A 20,489-nucleotide genomic window follows, 5' to 3' on the forward strand; every position below is an offset into this window, starting at 1 on the left:
GGAACGGGAATGAGAAGGATTTTTTCACTGCTATATGAAATCGATGTAGACAAAGGCGGGATTACAAGTGCAATGTTATCCCGCTCTTATGTGTTGACAGAGAAGGGGTATCACATTGACTTAGTAACACTTGATAAAAAAAATAATTATCCTGAGATCGAACAGCAGCTTAAACTGCAGGGAAGAATGCATCCCAATGTACGTATTCTAAACGTATATCAATTTTATAAGGATCAGCATCTGGATGTTAAAGCTGCTCATGATTTAAAAGAGCATATTCAACTCTCCTCGCTTGTAAATGAACCGAATTTTAACGTTGACTCAACCCATTATGAACAGAAAAAAGAAGCTGATTATTTCTTAAGGGGCTTGTTAATAAAACAGAAAAAATGGGATGAAAATGAGAATCTGATATCAATCGACTACTATAATGAAAATAGATATAAGATCAGGAAAGAAGAATTTGATAAAGATGGATGGGTAGATAGAGAAATTATTTTCTCTCCAGAAACAGGTAAACCTAATCAAATAAGATATTTGGCGCGTGATGGATTCTGCTATTTAACTGAATGGTATAATGCAGAAAAACTCGAAGGTATTTCGTTATTCAGCCGCCAGTCACCTGAAGTGAAAAAATTTAAGGATAATCATGCTTTTCATACATTTTGGTTAGAACAGCTTTGTGAAAAAGAAAATATGCCGATTATTATTTGTGATGGAGTAGGTAGCGCGTCAAAAGTGAATGCAATGAAAGCGGGTATAGCGAAAAGGCTTTACTGTGTTCATTCAAATCATCTGGATTTCCCGCATACCTTGGGCAGTCCGGTAAGAAAAAACCATAAGTATGTAATGGAGCATATAAAAGATTATGATGGATTAATCGTATTAACCCATGAACAAAAAGAAGATATTCTAAAAGATTTCGAAGCAAAAGATAATATTTTCGTTATCCCCCATGCGCCGAGAAAGCTAAATATACCTGAAAAAACGGAAAAGAAGGAAAATGAATTTGTAATGATTGCTAGGTATCATGAGGAGAAAGGTATTGAAAAAGCAATTGGAGCAATGGACATTGTAAAAGGAACACATCCTAATATCGTGTTGAATATTTACGGTAGCGGCCCGCATAAACCTCAATATGAAGAGCTTATCAAAAAGAAAAAGCTAACTAATGTGGTACTTCATGAATATACTTCAGATCCGGCCAAACAATATAAACAGGCATTGGCAACATTATTAACTTCTAAATTTGAAGGGTTTAGCTTAGCTATTTGTGAATCTTTTTCTTGTGGAACACCGGTTATCAGTTTTGACGTCAAATACAGTCCAAGAGAATTGATTGCACAAAATAGTGCCGGATTAATCGTTGAATACGGGAATGTAGAGCAATTGGCAGAGAGCATCATTTATTTGTATGAACATCCTCAAAAAGCACTTGAATTTGGTGAGAATGGGAAAAATACCATTGAATCTCTTTACAGTCAAGACCGGCTAATCGAGAGATGGGAGCAAGTATTTGAGCATATTGGCTAATAGTTCCGGCCAGATACTGCAGTGATTTGTTCTCCATATGAGTTCATTATGCCAAAGAACATGTTATCATAGAAATAAGACAGCTAAGTATATGAACTTGTAAGGATGATAGATGATGTTAAAAATATCTGTAGCAGTCCCATGTTATAATTCAGAACCTTTTATTGGCCGTTGTATTGAAAGTTTAGTCAACCAGTCTCTAGCTGATAATGAATACGAGATTATTTGTATAGATGATAAATCAACAGATAGAACAGCAGAGGTCCTTAAAGAATACGGCCGGCAATATACTCACGTTAAAGTGATTGAAAGAACTGAGAATTCTGGCGGACCTGGGAAACCGAGAAATCAAGCAATAGATGTTGCAAAAGGTAAGTATATTTTCTTTGTTGATTCTGATGATTATTTGGGTGAGGAAGCACTTGAAAGACTGTATAATTATGCGGAGGAAAACCATTCCGATATTGTTCTTGGAAAAATGAAAGGGGTTAACGGAAGACCTGTTCCTGTCTCTATCTTTAAAGAAACGAATCCCAATGTAGATCTTGTCGATTCCAATCTTGTTTACTCTATGGGACCGACTAAACTTTTTCGAGTTTCTATGCTGAGAGAGAACAATATTACATTTCCTTCTGATATTCAAGCAACAGAAGATCAGGTATTTGTCATGAATGCTTATGTTCATGCTCAGACTATTTCTGTATTAGCTGATTATAACTATTATTATGCTGTATCACGAGAAGGAAATCATATGACGTTTGCCTATGTGCCACCGAAAGATTATTACGGAGCTATGGAAGCGATCATTAGTATTATTAAAAAAAGCAGTCTGAGTGAAGAAAGAAAAAAGCAATTAACTGCTAAATTTCTAAACCGTCATTTTCAATTTTCCAGAACAACAGATTTTACTTCTGTTATTGAAAGTGAAGAAGAACAAAAAAATTGGATGCACCATTTACATTTATTTATACAAAAAAATATTTTACCTTGTATAGATAACCTTTTATTGAATCACATAAGATTAAGATTATTCTTTATAAGAAAAAATGATTTTTATGGTTTTAAACAGCTAGAACAAGAAGAAGCTAATATTCATAAGTTTGCCCAAGTTGAAGGTAAGAACATCATTGTAAATTACCCAAGTGTCTGGAAATATAATCTTTCTAAAGAAGCTCTTGTTATGAATTATAAAAATACACTTATTCATTTCGTGAATGAAATGAAAATTCAGCAAGAGTACTTCGTCATTAGCGGCTCCATTTATCATTCGGCGCTCAAGAATCAATCAGATGAACAAAGATTAGTGGGAGTATGGGTTCATCGCAAAAGTAAGGAAGAGAAAAGATTTATTCCCACAAAAACAGAGGGGTCTCATTTTGTTTTTTCTTTTCCTTTTAATGATATGGCAAAAGATAAAGCAGATATCGGGATTTGGGATTTCTTTATTGAATCATCAATTAATGGATATACAAAGCGTGCTCGAATAGGACACAATAGAAATCCCTACCCTTATGGAAATCATGCTAAATATGTCGGTAATAACGGTCTATATGCGTATAGCATGCGGCCATATTTTACGAAGCACTATGACAATTTGTCATTAGAGTTAAAAAGGCAAGGAGCTCTTCAAGTTGAATTTACAAAAGAAGATTGCAACAAACTGCTGGCGATTGATTTTCCAAATCAACAGCTGTTTTTCCCTTCAAGTTCTAAACTATTGTTTGAAGTAGATCATCAGGAATTTTTGGTGCCGGTCAAAGAAATAGTAATTGATGAAAACAGAACGATAATCAAAGTTAAACGTCGTCATATTCAGCATAAATTTCAACCAGGTGAGATGAAGCATGGATATATGAAAATCTTTATCAATTCATATCAGACATTATTAAAGCCGCTTGATAAACGTTACTCCGCTTTCTTTTGTTCTGGGGAAGTGGAAAAGAAATTGCTTTTCTTTAAGCTGAAAAAGAAAGTTGATTATGTAATCATCTCAGACCAATCCAAATTCTATCTAACAGCCCGTTAAACAAAGAAACCAGGTGACAATTATGAAAAAACTAAAAATCATGACCGTCTTCGGAACCAGGCCGGAAGCGATAAAGATGGCGCCGCTCGTGCTTGAATTAAAAAAATACCCTGAAATAGAGTCCTATGTAACGGTGACTGCCCAGCACAGACAAATGCTGGATCAGGTGCTTGAAGCGTTTCGGATTAAGCCTGATTTCGATTTGAACATTATGAAGGAGCGGCAGACGCTGGCAGAAATTACGTCAAATGCACTTGTGAAATTGGACGAGCTGTTTAAAGACATCAAGCCTGATATTGTGCTTGTCCACGGTGATACGACGACGACATTTGCCGGAAGCCTTGCCGCGTTTTATCATCAAATTGCTGTCGGGCATGTGGAGGCCGGTCTTCGCACAGGCAATAAATATTCTCCGTTTCCGGAAGAGCTCAACCGACAAATGACCGGTGCTATTGCTGATTTGCATTTTGCACCGACAGGACAGGCAAGAGACAACTTGTTAAAAGAAAACAAAAAGGCCGATTCTATTTTTGTAACGGGCAATACAGCGATTGACGCGCTTCGCACAACAGTTAGGGAAGGTTATTCACACCCTGTCCTTGACCAGGTTGGTGAGGATAAGATGATTTTGCTGACCGCTCATCGCCGTGAAAACTTAGGTGAGCCGATGGAAAACATGTTTAAGGCCATCCGCAGAATTGTAGAGGAATATAATGATGTACAGGTTGTTTACCCTGTGCACCTTAACCCTGTTGTCCGGGAAGCGGCTCAAAAGCATTTTGGCGACTCTGACAGAGTGCATCTGATTGAGCCTTTAGAAGTGATTGACTTCCATAACTTTGCGGCAAAATCCCATTTCATTTTGACTGATTCCGGCGGAGTGCAGGAAGAAGCGCCATCGCTCGGGAAACCGGTTCTTGTGCTTCGTGATACGACGGAGCGCCCTGAAGGAGTGGAAGCAGGGACGCTTAAACTTGCAGGGACAAATGAGGAGAACATTTATCAGCTTGCAAAAGAGCTCTTAACTGACGCCGATGAGTATCAGAAAATGTCCTATGCTTCAAATCCGTATGGTGATGGACAGGCTTCCCGCCGGATTGTAGAGGAATTGCTGTTTCACTACGAATATCGGAATGAACATCCGGACTCTTTTACGGGTAAATAAAAAAGAAGCTTTGCACATAGGTGCGAAGCTTCTTTTTGTTTTAGCTTTCTAAGCTTTCTTTCAGTTCATTTGTGATGTCAGCTAGCTCGCTCTCATCTGCTTTATAGTAATAGACGTCATTGATTCTTGTGCCTTCGCCTTTCAGTTCGTGCTGCTTGATATGTTTTCGGGCGCCTTTGTAATCGGACTGGATATCCCACATATTATCAAACGTCAAATTGGTTTTCACATTATTTTCAACGACCTTAAACATATCTCCAAACTTTGTAACGGAAGAAATATTTGCCCCTTTGTTAATGATTCCTTCGATCACTTGGCGCTGACGGTCCTGACGTCCGAAATCTCCTCTTGGATCTTCTTTTCTCATTCGTGTATACGCTAATGCTTCTTTTCCGTTCAGTGTGATTTCTCCTTTGCCGAATGAATAACCGTCATAGCTGAACGCAAATGTGCTGTTAACTGTGATGCCGCCGAGTGTATCAACCACGTCTCTAAAGCTTTCCATGTTGACTTTTACAAAATAATCGACCGGAACATCGAGGAAGTTCTCAACCGTGTCAACTGTCATTTGTGTGCCGCCATATGCGTACGAATGGTTGATTTTATCCATCGTGCCTTTTCCGATAATTTTTGTATACGTATCACGGGGAATACTGACCATATCTGTGGTGTTCGTTTTTGGGTTAACGGTCATATAAATGAGCGTGTCGGCGCGTCCTTTATCGCCGGAACGTTCATCCACCCCCATAATTAAAACAGAAAACGGGTCTTTTTTATTGATATTAACCTCTGTATCCCTCTTTTTGGATTTATCAATACTTTCATGAATACTTGCCACAGTTGAAGCGGCTTTATGCCATAAGTAGTATGCATAACCGCCTGTACAGAGGACGAACACTGCCAGTATGGTTAAAATGACAAGTAAAACCTTTCTCTTTTTCTTTCTTTTTTCAACTCTCATAAAATAATGTCCTCACTTTTTTGTAATCTAGTTCGATTATAAGTTTCTTAATATTTGAAAACAACTAAAATTTGTCTGGTTCTTTACAATAGACGACGGCTTGTAACAAATGTTTCGGTAATTTAAGAAAATCCGCAAAAAATTTTCGTTGTTTTGAAAGAAATCTTAAAATAAGCTTAAAATTGTCGATAAAAAGAGGAGAGGTGATATAGGAATGAAAAAAATCGCTATTTTAATGTTCTCAATGCTGCTTCTTTTATCTGCCTGTGGCACAGCTGAGAACAAAACAGGTTCAGAGACAAATTCAGAAAGCCAGGATTCGGCTGCTGAAGAGACTGTAACGAAGGAAGGCACGTTTGCCGGTTTAGCAGACAGCCATACGATTGCAGTCACTATTGATGGTAAAGAAACTTCGATTCAGGTTGGTTCAGACCTTCAGGACAAAATGAACAGCATTTCAGAAGGACAAAAAGTTGTTGTCAAATATACTAAAGGAACAAATGGCGTCCTAGAGCTTAAAGATTTAGAGACGAAGTAATTTAACTTCTTAGGGGGTTTACATGTTTTGAAAAAAATGAAGCTTTTGCTTCTATCGTCAGTCACTGCAGCGGCTTTTGCATGTCCGGCATTTATGCAGTCTGCAAAAGCCGCTGATAAAACCATTTCGGTAAAGCTGAGTAATTATGTAGGCAGTAAGTCAAGTCTGGATGTGGATATAACAGGCGGTTATGAGATCTCTGGTTCAAGAATTGCAGATACAGAGCGGTATGGGGGAGCTACTCGTTTTGATGTTGCCAATAATGTTGCTTCAGCGGGCTGGACAAACCCTACAACTGTAGTCATTGTGAACCGAGATGCCTTTGCGGATGCGCTCTCAGCAACACCGCTGGCTAAAAAATACGATGCTCCGATTCTGTTAACAGATGCGAATTCTTTAACACCTAAAACAGAAAGCGAAATTGCGAAATTAAACCCTGATAATATCCTCATTATTGGCGGGACAATAAGCGTTTCTAAAAATGTAGAAAACACATTGAAAAAATATGGTTCTATTGATCGGATTGGCGGGGCTACCCGTTATGAGGTTTCTAAAAACATCGCCGACCGCATGGGGAATTACAGTCAAGCTGTAGTGGCAACCGGCATGGTCTTTACAGACGCCCTGTCAATTGCGCCATATGCTGCAATGAACGGTTATCCGATATTACTTGCGGGAGACAATAACATCCGCAGCGACTATAAAATTCCGAGCAAGGTTACAATCGTCGGCGGTCCGTTGAGTGTCAGCACTGGCGTGGAAACGACATTAAAAAAACAAGCGACTGTGAAACGGATTGGCGGGGTTTCCCGTTATCAAGTATCTTCCAATATCGTAAAAGAATTAAATATGAAAGCAACAAAGGTTTTCTTGTCGAACGGCCAAACCTTTGCGGATGCATTGACGGGGTCTGTGCTTGCAGCAAAGCAGGGAAGTCCTTTATTGCTTGTTGAATCCGGCAGCCTGCCGTCACCAGTCGCTGATGTAGTGGCGGAAAAAGGGACACAGTCATTTGCTCTGCTTGGAGGAAGCATCTCCATCAGTGATTCGCTGAAAAATAACCTGGCTGATACCTTTGCGGGGACAGGGTATTCAGTTAAATTGTCCGGCGGGAACCTAGTACTCTATAAAAACAGCACTGCCATTAAAACTTTAGGTACTTCTTTTACCGCAAAGCCTAAAAAATACGCAACAACAAATTCTATTAGCTTGAATGGAACGCCGTATCTCGGAAACATGAAATTTACGATTGAGTCCGGCAAGTACGTTCGCCCGATCAACGTGGATATCCCTTTTGAGGATTATTTAAAGGGTGTTGTTCCGCACGAAATGCCGGCAAGCTGGCAGAAAGAGGCGCTAAAGGCTCAAGCTGTCGCAGCGAGAACCTATTCCATCAGCTCGGCCGGAAAAGAAGTGAAGGATACTACTGCTTTTCAGGTATACGGCGGCTATGACTGGAATTCGAAGACTTCTGAAGTGGTAGAATCCACAAGAGGAAAAGTCTTGAAATACAATGGGAATTTGATTTCAGCTACGTATTCATCAAGTAACGGCGGATATACAGAAGCGAGTAGCGAGGTCTGGAGCAGCCAGCTTCCTTATTTAATCGCCAAAAAAGATACGTACGACCCGCAAATCAGCTGGTCCCTGTCATTAAACAAAACCCAGCTTGATAAAAGCAGTCTGAATCTGAAAAGCCCGGGATCGTGGTGGACCTCTAAAAATGAAACAAACTCTGCCTATTTAAGCGGTTTGAAAAGCTGGTTTATTAAAAATAAATACAGCAGTGCCGAGTCTATCAAAATCACGAAAATTTCCAGTGTGAAATTCAGCACGGCAAAAACAGCCGGCCAGCGTCCGGAAACAGCAGATGTAACATTTTCATATTTCGCAAAAGAGAAATCAAATGGTTACATCCTTTCGAATGGAAGTTTGAGTGAAAAAACAGCGACAATTTCTGTACCGACGACACAGCTTAGAACAATGCTTGGCGCTTCAAATATGAAGAGTACATATGCGTCTGTCTCAAGCAATACAAGTGCTTTTATCATTAGCGGTAAAGGTTACGGACACGGTATAGGCATGAGTCAGTACGGGGCCAATGCCAGAGCTGCTGCCGGGCAATCATATACAACGATTTTAAGTTTTTACTATCCGGGAACGATTCTATCAAACTATTAATAGATTGATAGAAGTTCAGGGAGGCGCTGCTGCCTCCTTCGTTCGTTATTTGATGTTTGAATCATTATCAATCTTTGGAGGGACTATCTTTGCGGATCTTTCTTAAAAGCATACCAATCCTGATATTGGGAGTCGTGTTGTTTGTACCAAATGCTTTTGCGGCCAATTCTGTCACAAGACTGGATGGGGCAAGCAGATATGAAGTTGCTGTGAATGTTTCAAAACAAGGCTGGAGCAGCGCGGGCACAGTTGTTGTGGCGAACGGAACAGCCTATGCCGATGTATTAACTGCAGCTCCTCTGGCTTATAAATACAATGCTCCTATCCTATTAACTGAATCATCTAAACTGACTGCGCCGACTAAAAACAGAATCAGCCAGCTCAAACCGAGCAAGGTCATCGTAATTGGCGGAACGATCAGTGTTTCCAACAATGTTGTAAATGAAATGAAAAACCTGGGTGTTTCCACAGTGGAACGTATTGGCGGAAGAAGCCGCTATGAGGTTGCCCAAAACATCTCTAAGAAATTGTCTTCAAATTCTAAAGCAGTCATCGCCAATGGAACGGCATATGCTGACAGTCTGGCAATCGGTTCTTATGCTGCACGCAACGGAATTCCGATTTTGTTAACAACGGCAAGCTCAATCCCGACACCGACAAAAAATGCGATGAGCAGTAAAGGAACGTCATCGACTATTGTGGTCGGTGGTGAAATCAGTGTCTCAAAAAGTGTTTACAGCCAGCTTCCTTCTCCAACAAGAATCGGCGGAAACAGCCGTTTCGAGGTCGCTGCAAACATAGCGAAAAAGTATTATTCTTCATCAAAAGCCGCTTTTGTCAGCAATGGCTATACATATGCCGATGCTTTAGCGGGTTCTGTCCTGGCGGCCAAGCAAAATCGTCCGATGTTATTTACGGATGCCGGTTCACTGCCGACTGCTACAAGAGCAGCCATTGGGTCAAATAGCAAGAATACGTTCACTGTACTTGGGGGAACCATTTCAGTTACAACAAATGTTGTCAACCAGCTGAAAAATGTAATGGTAGGTAAAAAGGTATTTGTAGATGCTGGACACGGAGGATACGACAGCGGAGCGGTCGGGAACGGATTAAAGGAGAAAGACGTTAACCTTGCCGTTGCAAAGCTCGTAAACAGCAAACTTTCTAAAGGCGGAGCTATACCGATTATGGCCAGATCAACGGATGTATTCTTAGAGCTTTCTGAACGTGTTGCAAAAGCCAAAAGCAACAATGCAAACCTGTTTGTAAGTATTCACTCCAATTCAGCGAGCCCGGCTGCTACTGGAACAGAAACATACTATTATACAAAGTATGAGTCAGACAACAGTAAACGCCTTGCGACAGAAATACAAAACCGGCTCTATAAAGCGCTGAATACTCAAAACCGCGGCGTGAAAATCGGAAACTTCCATGTGATCAGAGAGTCGACGATGCCAAGCAGTTTAGTGGAGCTGGCATTCATATCAAATGCAAATGACGCTAGTAAGTTAAAGAGTGCTTTATACCAAGAAAAAGCAGCGCAAGCGATATATGAGGGAATTATCGGCTATTATTAGAAATAAGCAAACAGATTAGTCAGCAGACTAATCTGTTTTTTTGTGCATTTATTTATTATAGACTTCTCTAAACGTGGAAATAAATAGATTTACAATAAAGAAACAAAAGTCAAAACATTCAAATAAACATTAACAATCCATTTACAACCAATTAACATCCGTCTGCTAAACTGACTGGCATAGGTCATCATAACATCCCAAACAAATCGTGAGGTGTGTGTCAGTGGGTGCAGAAAAAAGCATGAATGTGAGTCGCGAATTCTCAGTGCAACAAGCATCATTTGCATTATCAGAAAAAACGGCTCGTTATTTGGCAGTAAAGCGCGTGATGGATATTTGGTTTGCGCTGATTGGATTGGTAGTTGCGCTGCCAATGATTGCGGTATTTTCAATATTGATTTGTTTGGAGACGCCGGGGCCTGCCATCTATACGCAGGAGCGTGTAGGAAAAGGCGGGAAACCTTTTAAGCTTTATAAGCTTCGTTCCATGAAAATAGATGCCGAGAAGTCTGGGGCGGTTTGGGCGCAGAAGCAGGATCCGCGGGTGACACGAATTGGAGCATTTATCAGAAGAACGCGAATTGACGAGCTTCCTCAGCTGTTTAATGTGCTGAAAGGCGATATGAGCATGATTGGACCTCGCCCGGAACGTCCAGTGTTTACGGAAAAGTTCCAGAATGAGATTCCGGGGTTTACACAGCGTCTGGCTGTCAAACCGGGATTGAGCGGCTGGGCGCAGGTGAACGGCGGTTACGACATGACGCCGAAGGAAAAGCTTATATTTGATTTATATTACATTCGCAATCTGACTTTCATGTTGGAATTAAAAATTATGTTAAAAACTTGTAAAGTAGTCTTGACAGGTGATGGTGCAAGATAAACATCTGCATTCGCCATCAAACTGAGCTTAAAAAGAAGTAGGGAATATGATGCCAAGTATTACAAAACAAATCATGAGCGGCGCAAAGTGGACAAGTGTTTCAACAATCTGTATTACAATCATTCAAATCGTTCAGTTTGCCTTGCTTGGAAATATGATGACCTTAACGGAATTTGGACTCGTCGGCATGATCACAACGGTTACAATATTCGCCCAGATTGTGCTTGATATGGGATTTGGCGCCGCGTTAATTCAAAGAGATGACGCCACGGAGCGCCAGCTGTCAACATTGTATTGGCTGAACATTATGACCGGCATTTTGCTGTTTGTGCTTTTATATGTGTGCAGTCCCGTCATTGCGGGATTTTATCAAAGAGAAGAGCTAGTGTTTCTCATCAGGATTTTGGGGATTATGTTTTTGATAGCTCCGATCGGACAGCAGTACCAGTATATGCTGCAGAAGGAGCTGCAATTTAATACGTTAAGCAAAATAGAGATTTTTTCAAATGTATTGTCCTTCGGATATTTAGCGATAGCGGTTTTTATGACGGATGCGATTTTGGCGTACGTGGTTTCTCAGGTGCTGCTGCAGTCCAGTAAAGGGATTTTATTCTGGGCTATATACCAAAAAAAATGGCGCCCATCCTTTGTTTTTGATCTAAGGGGAATGAAGGAGTTCTTCTCCTTTGGAGCCTTTCAGCTTTCATCCCGTCTTGTGAACAGGCTGGGAGCGAACATCGATATGATCTTAATCGGCCGGTTTATCGGTGCCGAAGCGCTGGGCATTTATAATCTTGCCTACCAGATTGTCACCATTCCGGTTTTGAAAATTAATCCGATTGTGACGCGGGTCGCGTTTCCCATTTTCGCCAAAAACAAATACGAAAACAGCGTGATCAGAGAAGGCTTTCTGAATATGACAAAAATGCTTGCGCTTGTATCGTTCCCGCTGTTAATCGGGCTCGTATCCGTATCAGACGCCTTTATCGCAGCTGTTTTCGGAGAAAAATGGCTTGCTGCTGTCCCTGTTCTGAATGTTCTTGCCATCGTCGGGATACTCAGGGTGCTGATGAATCCGAATGGTTCTGTGCTTCTTGCTAAAGGAAGAGCGGATTTGGCTTTTTATTGGGACTCCGGCGTCATGCTGCTGTATGGTTTGTCGCTGTTTGCAGCTGTTCAGACGGGAAATCTTCTGACTGTCGCTTGGGTATATGCCGTCATCAGCGTTTTCAATTTTCTAATCGGTCGCTGGCTGCTGGCATATGTCATTAAGCTCAATCTTTCAGCTTATTTTAAAGCCGTTATGAAGCCGTTTCTGATCACAGCGGGTATGGCCGTTGTCGCGTTCGGCGCGAGTTTAGGAACAGAACGCTTCAGCATGCAGGCGGAAATGAGGCTGGCAATTTCGGTGGCGGCCGGGGCGCTCTGCTATCTCTTTCTTTTGGGTAAAGCGTACCCCCAGATGAAAAGCAAACTACTAAGAAAAGGACGTTTGTCATGAAGATTTTGTGGATCACAAGCGTATATCCAAGCAGTCTGAAACCCGGCGAGGGTGTGTTTCATGAAACACAGGTGCAAGAGCTGCTGAAGCTCGGGCTGGATATCACCGTGATATGCCCAAGACCTTTTCACCCTGCGCCTGTCCGTATGCTGAAAAAGGCATACCGAAAAAAGGATCCCAGACCAGAATATGAGATACGAAAAGGAATCCCGGTTTACCGGCCTTTCTATCCCGCTGTTCCCGGGCAGCTGAAATGGGCTCAGCCACACCGGCGCATTGGGGCAGCTGTTTTAAAAACCATTAAACAGCATGATTTGAACCCTGATCTGATCCATGCGCACTTTGCTATGCCGTCGGGCGGGGCTGCGGCAGTCGTGTCAAAGACAATCGGGATTCCGTATATTTTGACTTTGCATGGCAGTGATGTGAATGTCTATCCTCACTACAGCAAAGGCGCGTTTAAAGCCTTCAAAACTGCGGTTGGTTCCGCATCCGCAGTTCTTGCAGTCAGCGAAAAGCTTCAGGAAGAAACCAAAAAACTTTCTGGCTTTGACAGTACGGTTTTGCCGATCGGCATACAGCTCAGCCGTTTTCAGGAAAATGATCAGACAAAAGAAGAAATCAGAAAAAACCTCGGGCTCCCGCTTGACCAGCGCCTTGCTGTCTATGTGGGCAGGCTCGTTAAGGAAAAAGGCATTTTTGAATTGTCAGAAGCCATTGAGATGATGGAGGAAGCGCCTCGAGCTGTTTTTGTGGGAGACGGCCCCGCAAAATCTTTGCTGATGCAAAAGGGACATATTGTAACAGGCCAAGTGCCGAATCACAGGGTGAGAGAGTATTTGCTCGCCGCAGATATGTTTGTGCTCCCTTCTTATAGCGAAGGAATGCCGACAGTTGTGATCGAGGCGCTGGCACTGCGGGTCCCTGTCATCTGTACAGATGTCGGTGGAGTGGCTTCATTATTCGGAAAGCACCGGGATTTGCTGATTGAACCGAAATCAGCTCAAGCCTTAGCAAACACGATCTCTTTATACGCACAAGATCAAATATGGCAGCCGGATGTGGCAGATGAATTATATCAAATCATTCACACTCAATATGACGCCGGGAAAAATGCCAGAGCGCTGCATGATCAGTATCAGATGGTTCTGAAAACACCTGTTTAATCGTAAGTAACTGCGACCAATATAAATAGGAACATGAATTTACAGGAGAGGGATGAGGGCTGTGAAAAAAATTGCTGTCATTGGAACAGGATATGTAGGACTCGTATCAGGCACCTGCTTTGCGGAAATCGGAAATAAAGTGATTTGCTGTGATATCAACGAATCAAAAATCAGAAGTCTGAAAAATGGAGTAATCCCAATCTATGAACCAGGACTTGCAGATTTAGTTGAAAAAAATGTATTAGAACAGCGTCTGTCTTTTACTAACGATATTCCGTCTGCCATTCGGGCTTCAGACATTATTTATATTGCAGTCGGAACCCCGATGTCTAAAACAGGCGAAGCTGATTTAACGTACGTCAAAGCGGCTGCGAAAACGATCGGTGAACATCTCACCGGCTACAAAATCATTGTCAATAAAAGCACAGTCCCAGTCGGTACCGGAAAACTGGTTCAATCTATCGTTCAAAAAGCTTCGAAGGGAAGATGCTCCTTTGATGTTGTATCCAACCCTGAATTTCTTCGGGAGGGCTCAGCGATTCATGACACGATGAATATGGAGCGTGCCGTCATTGGATCAACCAGTCATAAAGCCGCTTCCATCATAGAGGAACTGCATCAGCCTTTTCATGCTCCTGTTATTAAAACGAATTTAGAAAGTGCAGAGATGATTAAATATGCTGCAAATGCATTTTTGGCTACAAAGATTTCGTTTATTAACGATATCGCGAACATTTGCGAGCGAGTCGGCGCGGACGTCTCAAAAGTTGCTGACGGCGTCGGGCTCGACAGCCGGATCGGCAGAAAGTTCTTGAAAGCGGGTATTGGGTTTGGCGGCTCCTGCTTTCCTAAGGATACAACCGCACTGCTTCAAATTGCCAAAACGGCCGGATATCCATTTAAGCTCATAGAAGCCGTCATTGAGACAAATGAAAAGCAGCGCGTTCACATTGTAGATAAGCTCTTAACTGTGATGGGAAGCATAAAAGGGAGAACAATTTCCGTGCTCGGATTGGCCTTCAAACCGAATACAAACGATGTGAGGTCCGCTCCAGCTCTCGATATCATTCCAATGCTGCAGCAGCTGGGCGCACAAGTGAAAGCATATGATCCGATTGCCATTCCGGAGGCATCAGCAGTCCTTGGCGACCAGACCGAGTATTACACAGATGTGTATGCTGCGATGGAGGGAACCGACGCATGCCTTATTTTGACCGATTGGCCGGAAGTAAAAGAAATGGAGCTTGTAAAAGCAAAAATGCTTTTAAAACAGCCAATCATCATCGATGGCAGAAATATATTTTCACTCGAAGAAATGCAGGCTGCGGGATACATTTATCACTCCATCGGCCGTCCTGCGGTTCGGGGAACAGAACCTTCCGACCGCTACTTTCCGGCTTTGCCAATGGAAGAACTGGCTAAGGATTTGGGGAGTGTCAATTTATAAAAAGAAAAAGGGTTACTTGTTTGAAGTGCCGGCTGCTTAGGCTCGGCCGCCGGCTCCTGAAACATCAGGAAAGGGGTTAAGCATGTGAGTATCAAACGTTCAGCGGTTCATACGCTTGCGTTACTGGCCGCTGTCATATTGGGGATCGTCCTATTGCTGGGAGCCATCCGCACAGATACAGGTCTTACGCAGATGGCTGCCGTTCTCGCTGTATTGGCTATCGGCCTGTTTGCGCTGACGCTTGCAGCATCATTTACAACAAAAGAACAGCTGTTTATGGCCGTCATCTATATTTTGATTGCCTGCACTTTTTTAAATAATGCTTTTTTCGCGATTCATCTTGGATTCTTTAGTTTGTTTCTTTATCGGCTTTTGCTCATCGCAGCCGGCTGCCTCCATCTTGTGGGGGTACTGCGGAGCCGAACACATATTGAAAGGTGGAACGGGCTGCAAGTAAAAGGAATTTTGCTCTTTTTCGCCTTTTGGTTTTTATATGGCCTTATTTCCTTGCTATGGGCCAAATCAGTTACAGACGGTCTGAAATATTTAGCCCTGCTGGCGATGGGGATATTTTTTATTTATCTTATTGTGATGTATGTGCAAAAAATGGAACGTCTGATGATTATTTATTCCATCTGGCTGGTGATGACGGTATTTCTGATGATCATCGGTTTTTACAATCATATCACGCATCATCATCTCCCGAGTTCGACTTTGTACAGCGGACCGGAATATAAGCAGCATTATCCGACCTCAGTCTTTTTTAATCAAAATGATTTTGCGACATTTTTGTCGATCAGTTTCTTTTTTTACATCGCAATGGTGAAAAACATAAAGAACGGTTACTTAAAGGGAATTGGCCTTGTGCTCTCGCTTGGTGCATTGTATTTAATCTTTGCGACTGGTTCCAGAGCCAGCCTGCTGGGCGTTTTTGCGGGAATAGCCGTCTACATTTTTATTGTCTTGCCGCCTGTTCTGAAAAAAATCGCTATTTGGCTGTCGGCAGCAGGAATTGCGGTCTTTGCGGCTCTTTTTGCCAGCCGGATTTTCGCAGTGTTTTGGAAGCTGTTTCTGGCTCCTCAGACGTCTCATTCATTCCAAGAGACACTCCCGTCCAATGTGGCCAGGGCCAATCTGTTAAAAAACGCATGGCACTTCTTCCTTGACTCATACGGATTCGGAGTGGGCGCAGGAAATGTGTCTTATTATCTTGAGCATCATGCTTTATATGATACTGATAATGTGACAGAGGTGCACAATTGGCTGGTAGAGATTCTGGCAAACTTCGGCTTGCTTATCATGCTCGGCTATCTGGCCATTTATTTATACCTGATATGGGTGCTTTACAAGTTTTATGAAAGAAAAATGGAAAATCAGTCAAGACTGATCACAGAAGGGCTCATCACAGCTATGGTCAGTTTTCTGGTATCCAGCATCAGCCCAAGCTCTGTCTCAAATTTATTTTTCCATTGGGTATTTCTGGCGCTCGTCATCGCCGCGGTGAATGTCTTAAGGCGATCCAGGCAGCAGCTTGAGCCCATATACCGGTAAACAGACTACAAAAAAGCAGGGAGACTTATATGAAGGATATAGTGATAAGATTAGCCCGGCGCATAAAGAAAAATATCATCTGGATTATATTAGTGCCGCTTATTTTAGGTGCGGCGGGATATATACTGCCGTCCCAAATCGCGGATAAAAAGAGTTACACAGCTGAGGTTACTTTAGCTGTGGGGAGCTATGATCATCCGGTTTATAACAGTACAGAAGAGATTCCGCTCCTGCTGAGGAGTGATGCTTTTTTGAAGGAGGCGCTTCCTGACGAAAAAGATGAAGATCTTGCGGAGATCAAAGAGAAGCTCACCGTGAAATCGGAGTCTAAGTCTTTACTGTCTTTGAGCTATGCCGACCAGGATCAGGAAAGAACTGAATCGGTGTTAAATGCTGTTTCCTCCACCTTTCTCAAAAACGACCAAAAGCTGTTTGAGGAAAGAGAAGCCGTCATCCGCCGCAGCATAGACGCGCTGGAAGGTGAATCGGTGAGCGAGGATTCCAAGGTGGATAAAGAAAGATTTTTGTATGAGCTGAAAAACACACAGCTTAATCTGAAAGCGGCCAGTGCCGTTGATTCTGAAACCGTAAGTGAGGCATCAGGCGGAGGAATGTCCCCGAAAAAGAAAGCGGTTCTGGGTGTTCTGATCGGCATAACGATTGCCTTTATGTTCGTTGTCATTCCTGAATTTTTCAGAGAGTCCTTTTAAAATCATACGATGGAGATGTGATCATGACCAACTGGAAACCTCTCGTATCTGTCATTACACCTTCTTATAATGCGCGTGACTATATTGAAGACACGATTCATTCAGTGTTAGATCAGAGCCACCCTCATTGGGAAATGATTATCGTGGATGATTGCTCAACGGACGGCACACGCGACATTTTAAAGCAGTATGAGAAGATAGATGAAAGAATTCATGTAATCTTTCTGGAAGAGAACAGCGGAGCCGCGATAGCAAGAAATAAAGCGCTGGAACATGCCCAAGGACGCTATGTGGCATTTTTGGACAGTGATGACAAATGGAAAAAAGACAAACTGAAAAAGCAGCTTAATTTTATGATGGAGCGGTCCTGTGCGTTTTCTTTTACAGGCTACAGTTTAATGTCGCAGGACGGGGTGCCGATGGATAAATTCATTCATGCTCCCGAAAGCCTGACATATGATGATGCTCTTAAAAATACCATTATCGGCTGTCTAACGGTGATGATTGACAGGAAACAGACGGGACAGATCCAAATGCCGAATATTAGAACGAGGCAAGACTTGGCAACATGGCTGTCTCTTTTAAAAAAGGGTTTTACAGCTTACGGAATGAATGAGTGTTTAGCTGAATACCGGCTTGTCAATAATTCGATTTCAAGCAACAAATGGAAGGCTGCAAAAAAAACATGGTTTGTCTACAGAGAGATCGAACGGCTCCATTTAATGAAAGCGACATGGTGTTTTGTTCAATATGCGAAAAACGCGGTGAAAAAAAGACTGTAACCGCAAACAGAGAGAAAAGGTGATGAAGGTGGAAACAAAAGCAATGATTCACGTCATCGTGGCTACTGCTGAATGGGGAAAAGATCAATTGAGGTACAGACGGCATCGATTGGCTGAATTTTTAGCTGCTCAGGAAGAAACAAAGGAAGTCATCTGGGTCTGCCCGGCTCCGCGCACCCAAAGGATGGAATTGCAGCAAGTTCAATCCGGCATCCGGCAGTTTGCCGTAAAGGACTTACTGCAAAAGAAAATGTTTCGCTTCGGACGGTATACCGATGTGTTTTATAAGCATAAGCTCTCACCTTTATTAGAAGAGCTGAAATCCGCTTCAGCCAGAGGTGAACGCTGCTGCTTATGGTACACGTTTCCCGGATTCCCGCTGCTGTCTTCCCTGTATCCTTGGGATCAGGTGATTTATGATTGCAGTGACTTGTGGGCGGCGCCGATCAGCGGACGTTCCAATATGCTTTCCGAGTTCAGGCGGAAAGTCATCAAAACAGCGGAGCTGCGAATTATCGAGCGTGCCGATTCCATTACTTGTTCATCGGAGTACCTGCACAATGAAGTTGACAAAAAGCTGACAGCGGGACAAGAAAAGGTTCATACCGTTGAAAACGGTGTTGAATATGACCTGTTTTCAGAACATAAAGCGGTTCCCGATCGAAGCATCTTGCAGGGAAGAGAAGGGGCTGTACTGGGGTTTATCGGCGGGATTAAACCAAAGCTGGATTTTAAATTGATTGAAGAAGCAGCTCTGAGAAAACCTGATTGGACATTTTTATGGGTCGGCCCGGACGCCACCAATGGTGACACAGCGTTTCAAGAGCTTTTGAAGCTTTCCAATGTGATATGGACGGGGCCGGCAGATCCGAAAGAAGTTCCGCACTTTATGGAACTGATTGATGTCGGTATTATGCCTTATAAAAAGTCATCCTATAACCAAGCGGTTTTCCCGCTTAAGCTATTTGAATTTTTAGCAGCAGGAAAGCCGGTCGTCGGCTCTAACCTTCCGTCAACTTCTAAAATGCAAAAACCGTATATTTACGAATATATGGAAGGCAATGACCATAATGATTTTATAGCTGCGTGCGAGAAAGTGCTTGAAAAAGACGGAGACGAGACATACAAAGAGATGCGGCGAAACATTGCCCGCACACAAGACTGGAATGTTTTATTCAAACAAATCATGAAATATACAGGCATTCAAAAACATGCGTAGTCCTTTAATTGGGATGCGCGTTTTTTGATTATACGTGTTTCTTTTTGATGAAGCTTGTTATAATAACTAAGGAGAAGGTATAATGGAAGGAACGGTTCTCTATATAAATAAAGACTTCATATAATTCCAAAGGAGACTTCTTTATGCTTGACGAACGCATGATTCGCATTGTTGTTGCGTTTATTGTCTCGCTGCTAACGGTTTTAATCATAACCCCAATCGTAAAAAGGATTGCGATTAAAATAGGTGCAGTTGATCAGCCCGGCAATCGAAAAGTACATGATAAAATCATGCCCCGAATGGGCGGGCTGGCCATATTTATCGGGGTGGTTACAGGTGTGCTTGTATCCGGTATATACACAGAAACAAGAATGACGGCTATCACAGTCGGGGCATTTATCATTATTGTGTTGGGAATTCTTGACGATAAATATCAATTAAGCGCAAAAGTTAAATTTATCATTCAATTAGGCGTAGCTATTATGATTGTAAGCACAGGCTTAAAAATGGACTTTTTCTCAGTGCCTTTTTTAGCTGAACGATTTGAATTGGGCTGGATGGCATATCCGCTGACTGTATTATGGATTGTCGGCATCACAAACGCGATGAACCTGATTGATGGATTGGACGGCCTTGCAGCAGGTCTTTCTGTTATCGGCCTGTCCACGATTGCAGTTATGGCGCTATCTGGCGGAAAAGTACTCATTCTGTCACTTTCATTAGTTGTTATCGCAAGTACGCTCGGATTTTTGTTCTACAATTTTCATCCGGCAAAAATCTTTATGGGGGATACGGGATCACTGTTTTTAGGGTATGTCATTTCCATTCTCTCATTGTTAGGGCTGTATAAAAGCGTAACATTGTTCAGTATTGTCATTCCGATTATTATATTAGGCGTGCCGATTTTTGACACAACATTTGCAATCATAAGACGGATACTAAACAAACAGCCGATTTCGGCGCCCGATAAATCACATATCCACCACAGGCTGATGGCCTTTGGCCTTTCACATCGGATGTCGGTCATTGTCATCTATCTGATTGGATTTATTTTCAGCATCAGTGCAATCGTGCTGAAAAGCGCTACAATTTGGCTTTCCCTGTTTATTATCTTTATCTTAATTATATTTATGCAAATAATAGCAGAAGTTACGGGACTCGTGAATGAACGTTTTAAGCCATTTACAAAATTCTATAAACGTCTTGTGAAAAGAAATTAAAACACCGGTTCTATGAGCCGGTGTTTTTTCTG

General features: G+C 42.3%; 16 protein-coding genes. 15 read left to right on the forward strand and 1 reads right to left on the reverse strand.

All coding sequences use genetic code 11. The features are described 5' to 3' along the window. The first annotated feature begins 9 nt into the window (after nucleotides 1–9). The 3 genes from KXD37_RS08785 (at nucleotide 10) to wecB (ending at nucleotide 4,724) form a co-directional block, all read left to right on the forward strand. Nucleotides 10–1,533 carry a glycosyltransferase gene (locus KXD37_RS08785; protein WP_106019647.1) on the forward strand — a complete coding sequence of 508 codons (1,524 nt, stop codon included), beginning with the start codon at nucleotides 10–12 and terminating at the stop codon, nucleotides 1,531–1,533. Nucleotides 1,534–1,648: 115 nt separating this feature from the next. Next, on the forward strand, nucleotides 1,649–3,559 hold the full coding sequence (locus KXD37_RS08790) for a glycosyltransferase (protein WP_106019646.1): 1,911 nt from the start codon (nucleotides 1,649–1,651) through the stop codon (nucleotides 3,557–3,559). Between the two features lie 22 nt (nucleotides 3,560–3,581). After that, entirely contained in the window at nucleotides 3,582–4,724 is a 1,143-nt protein-coding gene (wecB, locus tag KXD37_RS08795) for a non-hydrolyzing UDP-N-acetylglucosamine 2-epimerase (RefSeq protein ID WP_151174557.1), read from the forward strand. Nucleotides 4,725–4,764: 40 nt separating this feature from the next. On the opposite strand, the gene KXD37_RS08800 is transcribed toward wecB, so the two are convergent. Next, entirely contained in the window at nucleotides 4,765–5,685 is a 921-nt protein-coding gene (locus KXD37_RS08800) for a LytR family transcriptional regulator (RefSeq protein WP_059353638.1), read from the reverse strand. 214 nt (nucleotides 5,686–5,899) lie between these two features. Here KXD37_RS08800 and KXD37_RS08805 point away from each other — a divergent pair, with 214 nt between their 5' ends. From KXD37_RS08805 to KXD37_RS08860, 12 genes are all read left to right on the forward strand, one after another. Beyond that, nucleotides 5,900–6,223 (forward strand): hypothetical protein, encoded by a 324-nt coding sequence (locus tag KXD37_RS08805; protein ID WP_105954028.1) that lies wholly within the window; start codon nucleotides 5,900–5,902, stop codon nucleotides 6,221–6,223. Between the two features lie 27 nt (nucleotides 6,224–6,250). Beyond that, a complete protein-coding gene (locus KXD37_RS08810) occupies nucleotides 6,251–8,404 on the forward strand; it encodes a SpoIID/LytB domain-containing protein (RefSeq protein ID WP_151174556.1) in 2,154 nt (717 codons plus the stop codon). An 89-nt stretch (nucleotides 8,405–8,493) separates the two neighbouring features. After that, the gene (locus KXD37_RS08815) at nucleotides 8,494–9,981 is read left to right on the forward strand and encodes an N-acetylmuramoyl-L-alanine amidase (protein ID WP_105954026.1); all 1,488 of its coding nucleotides are present in this window, start codon (nucleotides 8,494–8,496) and stop codon (nucleotides 9,979–9,981) included. A gap of 223 nt (nucleotides 9,982–10,204) precedes the next feature. Then, nucleotides 10,205–10,861 (forward strand): sugar transferase, encoded by a 657-nt coding sequence (locus tag KXD37_RS08820; RefSeq protein WP_024123040.1) that lies wholly within the window; start codon nucleotides 10,205–10,207, stop codon nucleotides 10,859–10,861. Between the two features lie 49 nt (nucleotides 10,862–10,910). After that, nucleotides 10,911–12,362 (forward strand): teichuronic acid biosynthesis protein TuaB, encoded by a 1,452-nt coding sequence (tuaB, locus tag KXD37_RS08825; RefSeq protein WP_106019941.1) that lies wholly within the window; start codon nucleotides 10,911–10,913, stop codon nucleotides 12,360–12,362. Beyond that, nucleotides 12,359–13,528 carry a teichuronic acid biosynthesis protein TuaC gene (gene tuaC / locus KXD37_RS08830; protein ID WP_106019642.1) on the forward strand — a complete coding sequence of 390 codons (1,170 nt, stop codon included), beginning with the start codon at nucleotides 12,359–12,361 and terminating at the stop codon, nucleotides 13,526–13,528. Before tuaB ends, tuaC begins: the two co-directional genes overlap by 4 nt. A 61-nt stretch (nucleotides 13,529–13,589) precedes the next feature. After that, a complete protein-coding gene (tuaD, locus tag KXD37_RS08835) occupies nucleotides 13,590–14,975 on the forward strand; it encodes a UDP-glucose 6-dehydrogenase TuaD (protein WP_024123037.1) in 1,386 nt (461 codons plus the stop codon). 84 nt (nucleotides 14,976–15,059) lie between these two features. Beyond that, nucleotides 15,060–16,526: a teichuronic acid biosynthesis protein TuaE gene (tuaE, locus tag KXD37_RS08840; RefSeq protein ID WP_255002066.1), complete on the forward strand. Its 1,467-nt coding sequence runs from the start codon at nucleotides 15,060–15,062 to the stop codon at nucleotides 16,524–16,526. A gap of 29 nt (nucleotides 16,527–16,555) precedes the next feature. Continuing rightward, entirely contained in the window at nucleotides 16,556–17,236 is a 681-nt protein-coding gene (tuaF, locus tag KXD37_RS08845; protein WP_024123035.1) for a teichuronic acid biosynthesis protein TuaF, read from the forward strand. Nucleotides 17,237–17,259: 23 nt separating this feature from the next. Further along, nucleotides 17,260–18,018 carry a teichuronic acid biosynthesis protein TuaG gene (tuaG, locus tag KXD37_RS08850; RefSeq protein ID WP_151174554.1) on the forward strand — a complete coding sequence of 253 codons (759 nt, stop codon included), beginning with the start codon at nucleotides 17,260–17,262 and terminating at the stop codon, nucleotides 18,016–18,018. Between the two features lie 28 nt (nucleotides 18,019–18,046). Further along, nucleotides 18,047–19,237, forward strand: coding sequence for a teichuronic acid biosynthesis protein TuaH (tuaH, locus tag KXD37_RS08855; RefSeq protein ID WP_106019940.1), 1,191 nt, complete (start codon nucleotides 18,047–18,049; stop codon nucleotides 19,235–19,237). A 143-nt stretch (nucleotides 19,238–19,380) separates the two neighbouring features. Beyond that, entirely contained in the window at nucleotides 19,381–20,457 is a 1,077-nt protein-coding gene (locus KXD37_RS08860) for a glycosyltransferase family 4 protein (protein ID WP_151174552.1), read from the forward strand. Nucleotides 20,458–20,489: the final 32 nt, after the last annotated feature.

This window comes from Bacillus sp. XT-2, from assembly GCF_025696525.1.
GTDB lineage: Bacteria > Bacillota > Bacilli > Bacillales > Bacillaceae > Bacillus > Bacillus halotolerans.

Bases quoted from the DNA above. Each gene is read 5' to 3' on its own strand.
- tuaC (WP_106019642.1), top strand. From the start codon at position 12,359: ATGAAGATTTTGTGGATCACAAGCGTATATCCAAGCAGTCTGAAACCC.
- tuaG (WP_151174554.1), top strand. From the start codon at position 17,260: ATGACCAACTGGAAACCTCTCGTATCTGTCATTACACCTTCTTATAAT.
- KXD37_RS08860 (WP_151174552.1), top strand. From the start codon at position 19,381: ATGCTTGACGAACGCATGATTCGCATTGTTGTTGCGTTTATTGTCTCG.
- tuaB (WP_106019941.1), top strand. From the start codon at position 10,911: ATGCCAAGTATTACAAAACAAATCATGAGCGGCGCAAAGTGGACAAGT.
- wecB (WP_151174557.1), top strand. From the start codon at position 3,582: ATGAAAAAACTAAAAATCATGACCGTCTTCGGAACCAGGCCGGAAGCG.
- KXD37_RS08805 (WP_105954028.1), top strand. From the start codon at position 5,900: ATGAAAAAAATCGCTATTTTAATGTTCTCAATGCTGCTTCTTTTATCT.
- KXD37_RS08800 (WP_059353638.1), bottom strand. From the start codon at position 5,685: ATGAGAGTTGAAAAAAGAAAGAAAAAGAGAAAGGTTTTACTTGTCATT.
- KXD37_RS08785 (WP_106019647.1), top strand. From the start codon at position 10: ATGAGAAGGATTTTTTCACTGCTATATGAAATCGATGTAGACAAAGGC.
- KXD37_RS08790 (WP_106019646.1), top strand. From the start codon at position 1,649: ATGTTAAAAATATCTGTAGCAGTCCCATGTTATAATTCAGAACCTTTT.
- tuaF (WP_024123035.1), top strand. From the start codon at position 16,556: ATGAAGGATATAGTGATAAGATTAGCCCGGCGCATAAAGAAAAATATC.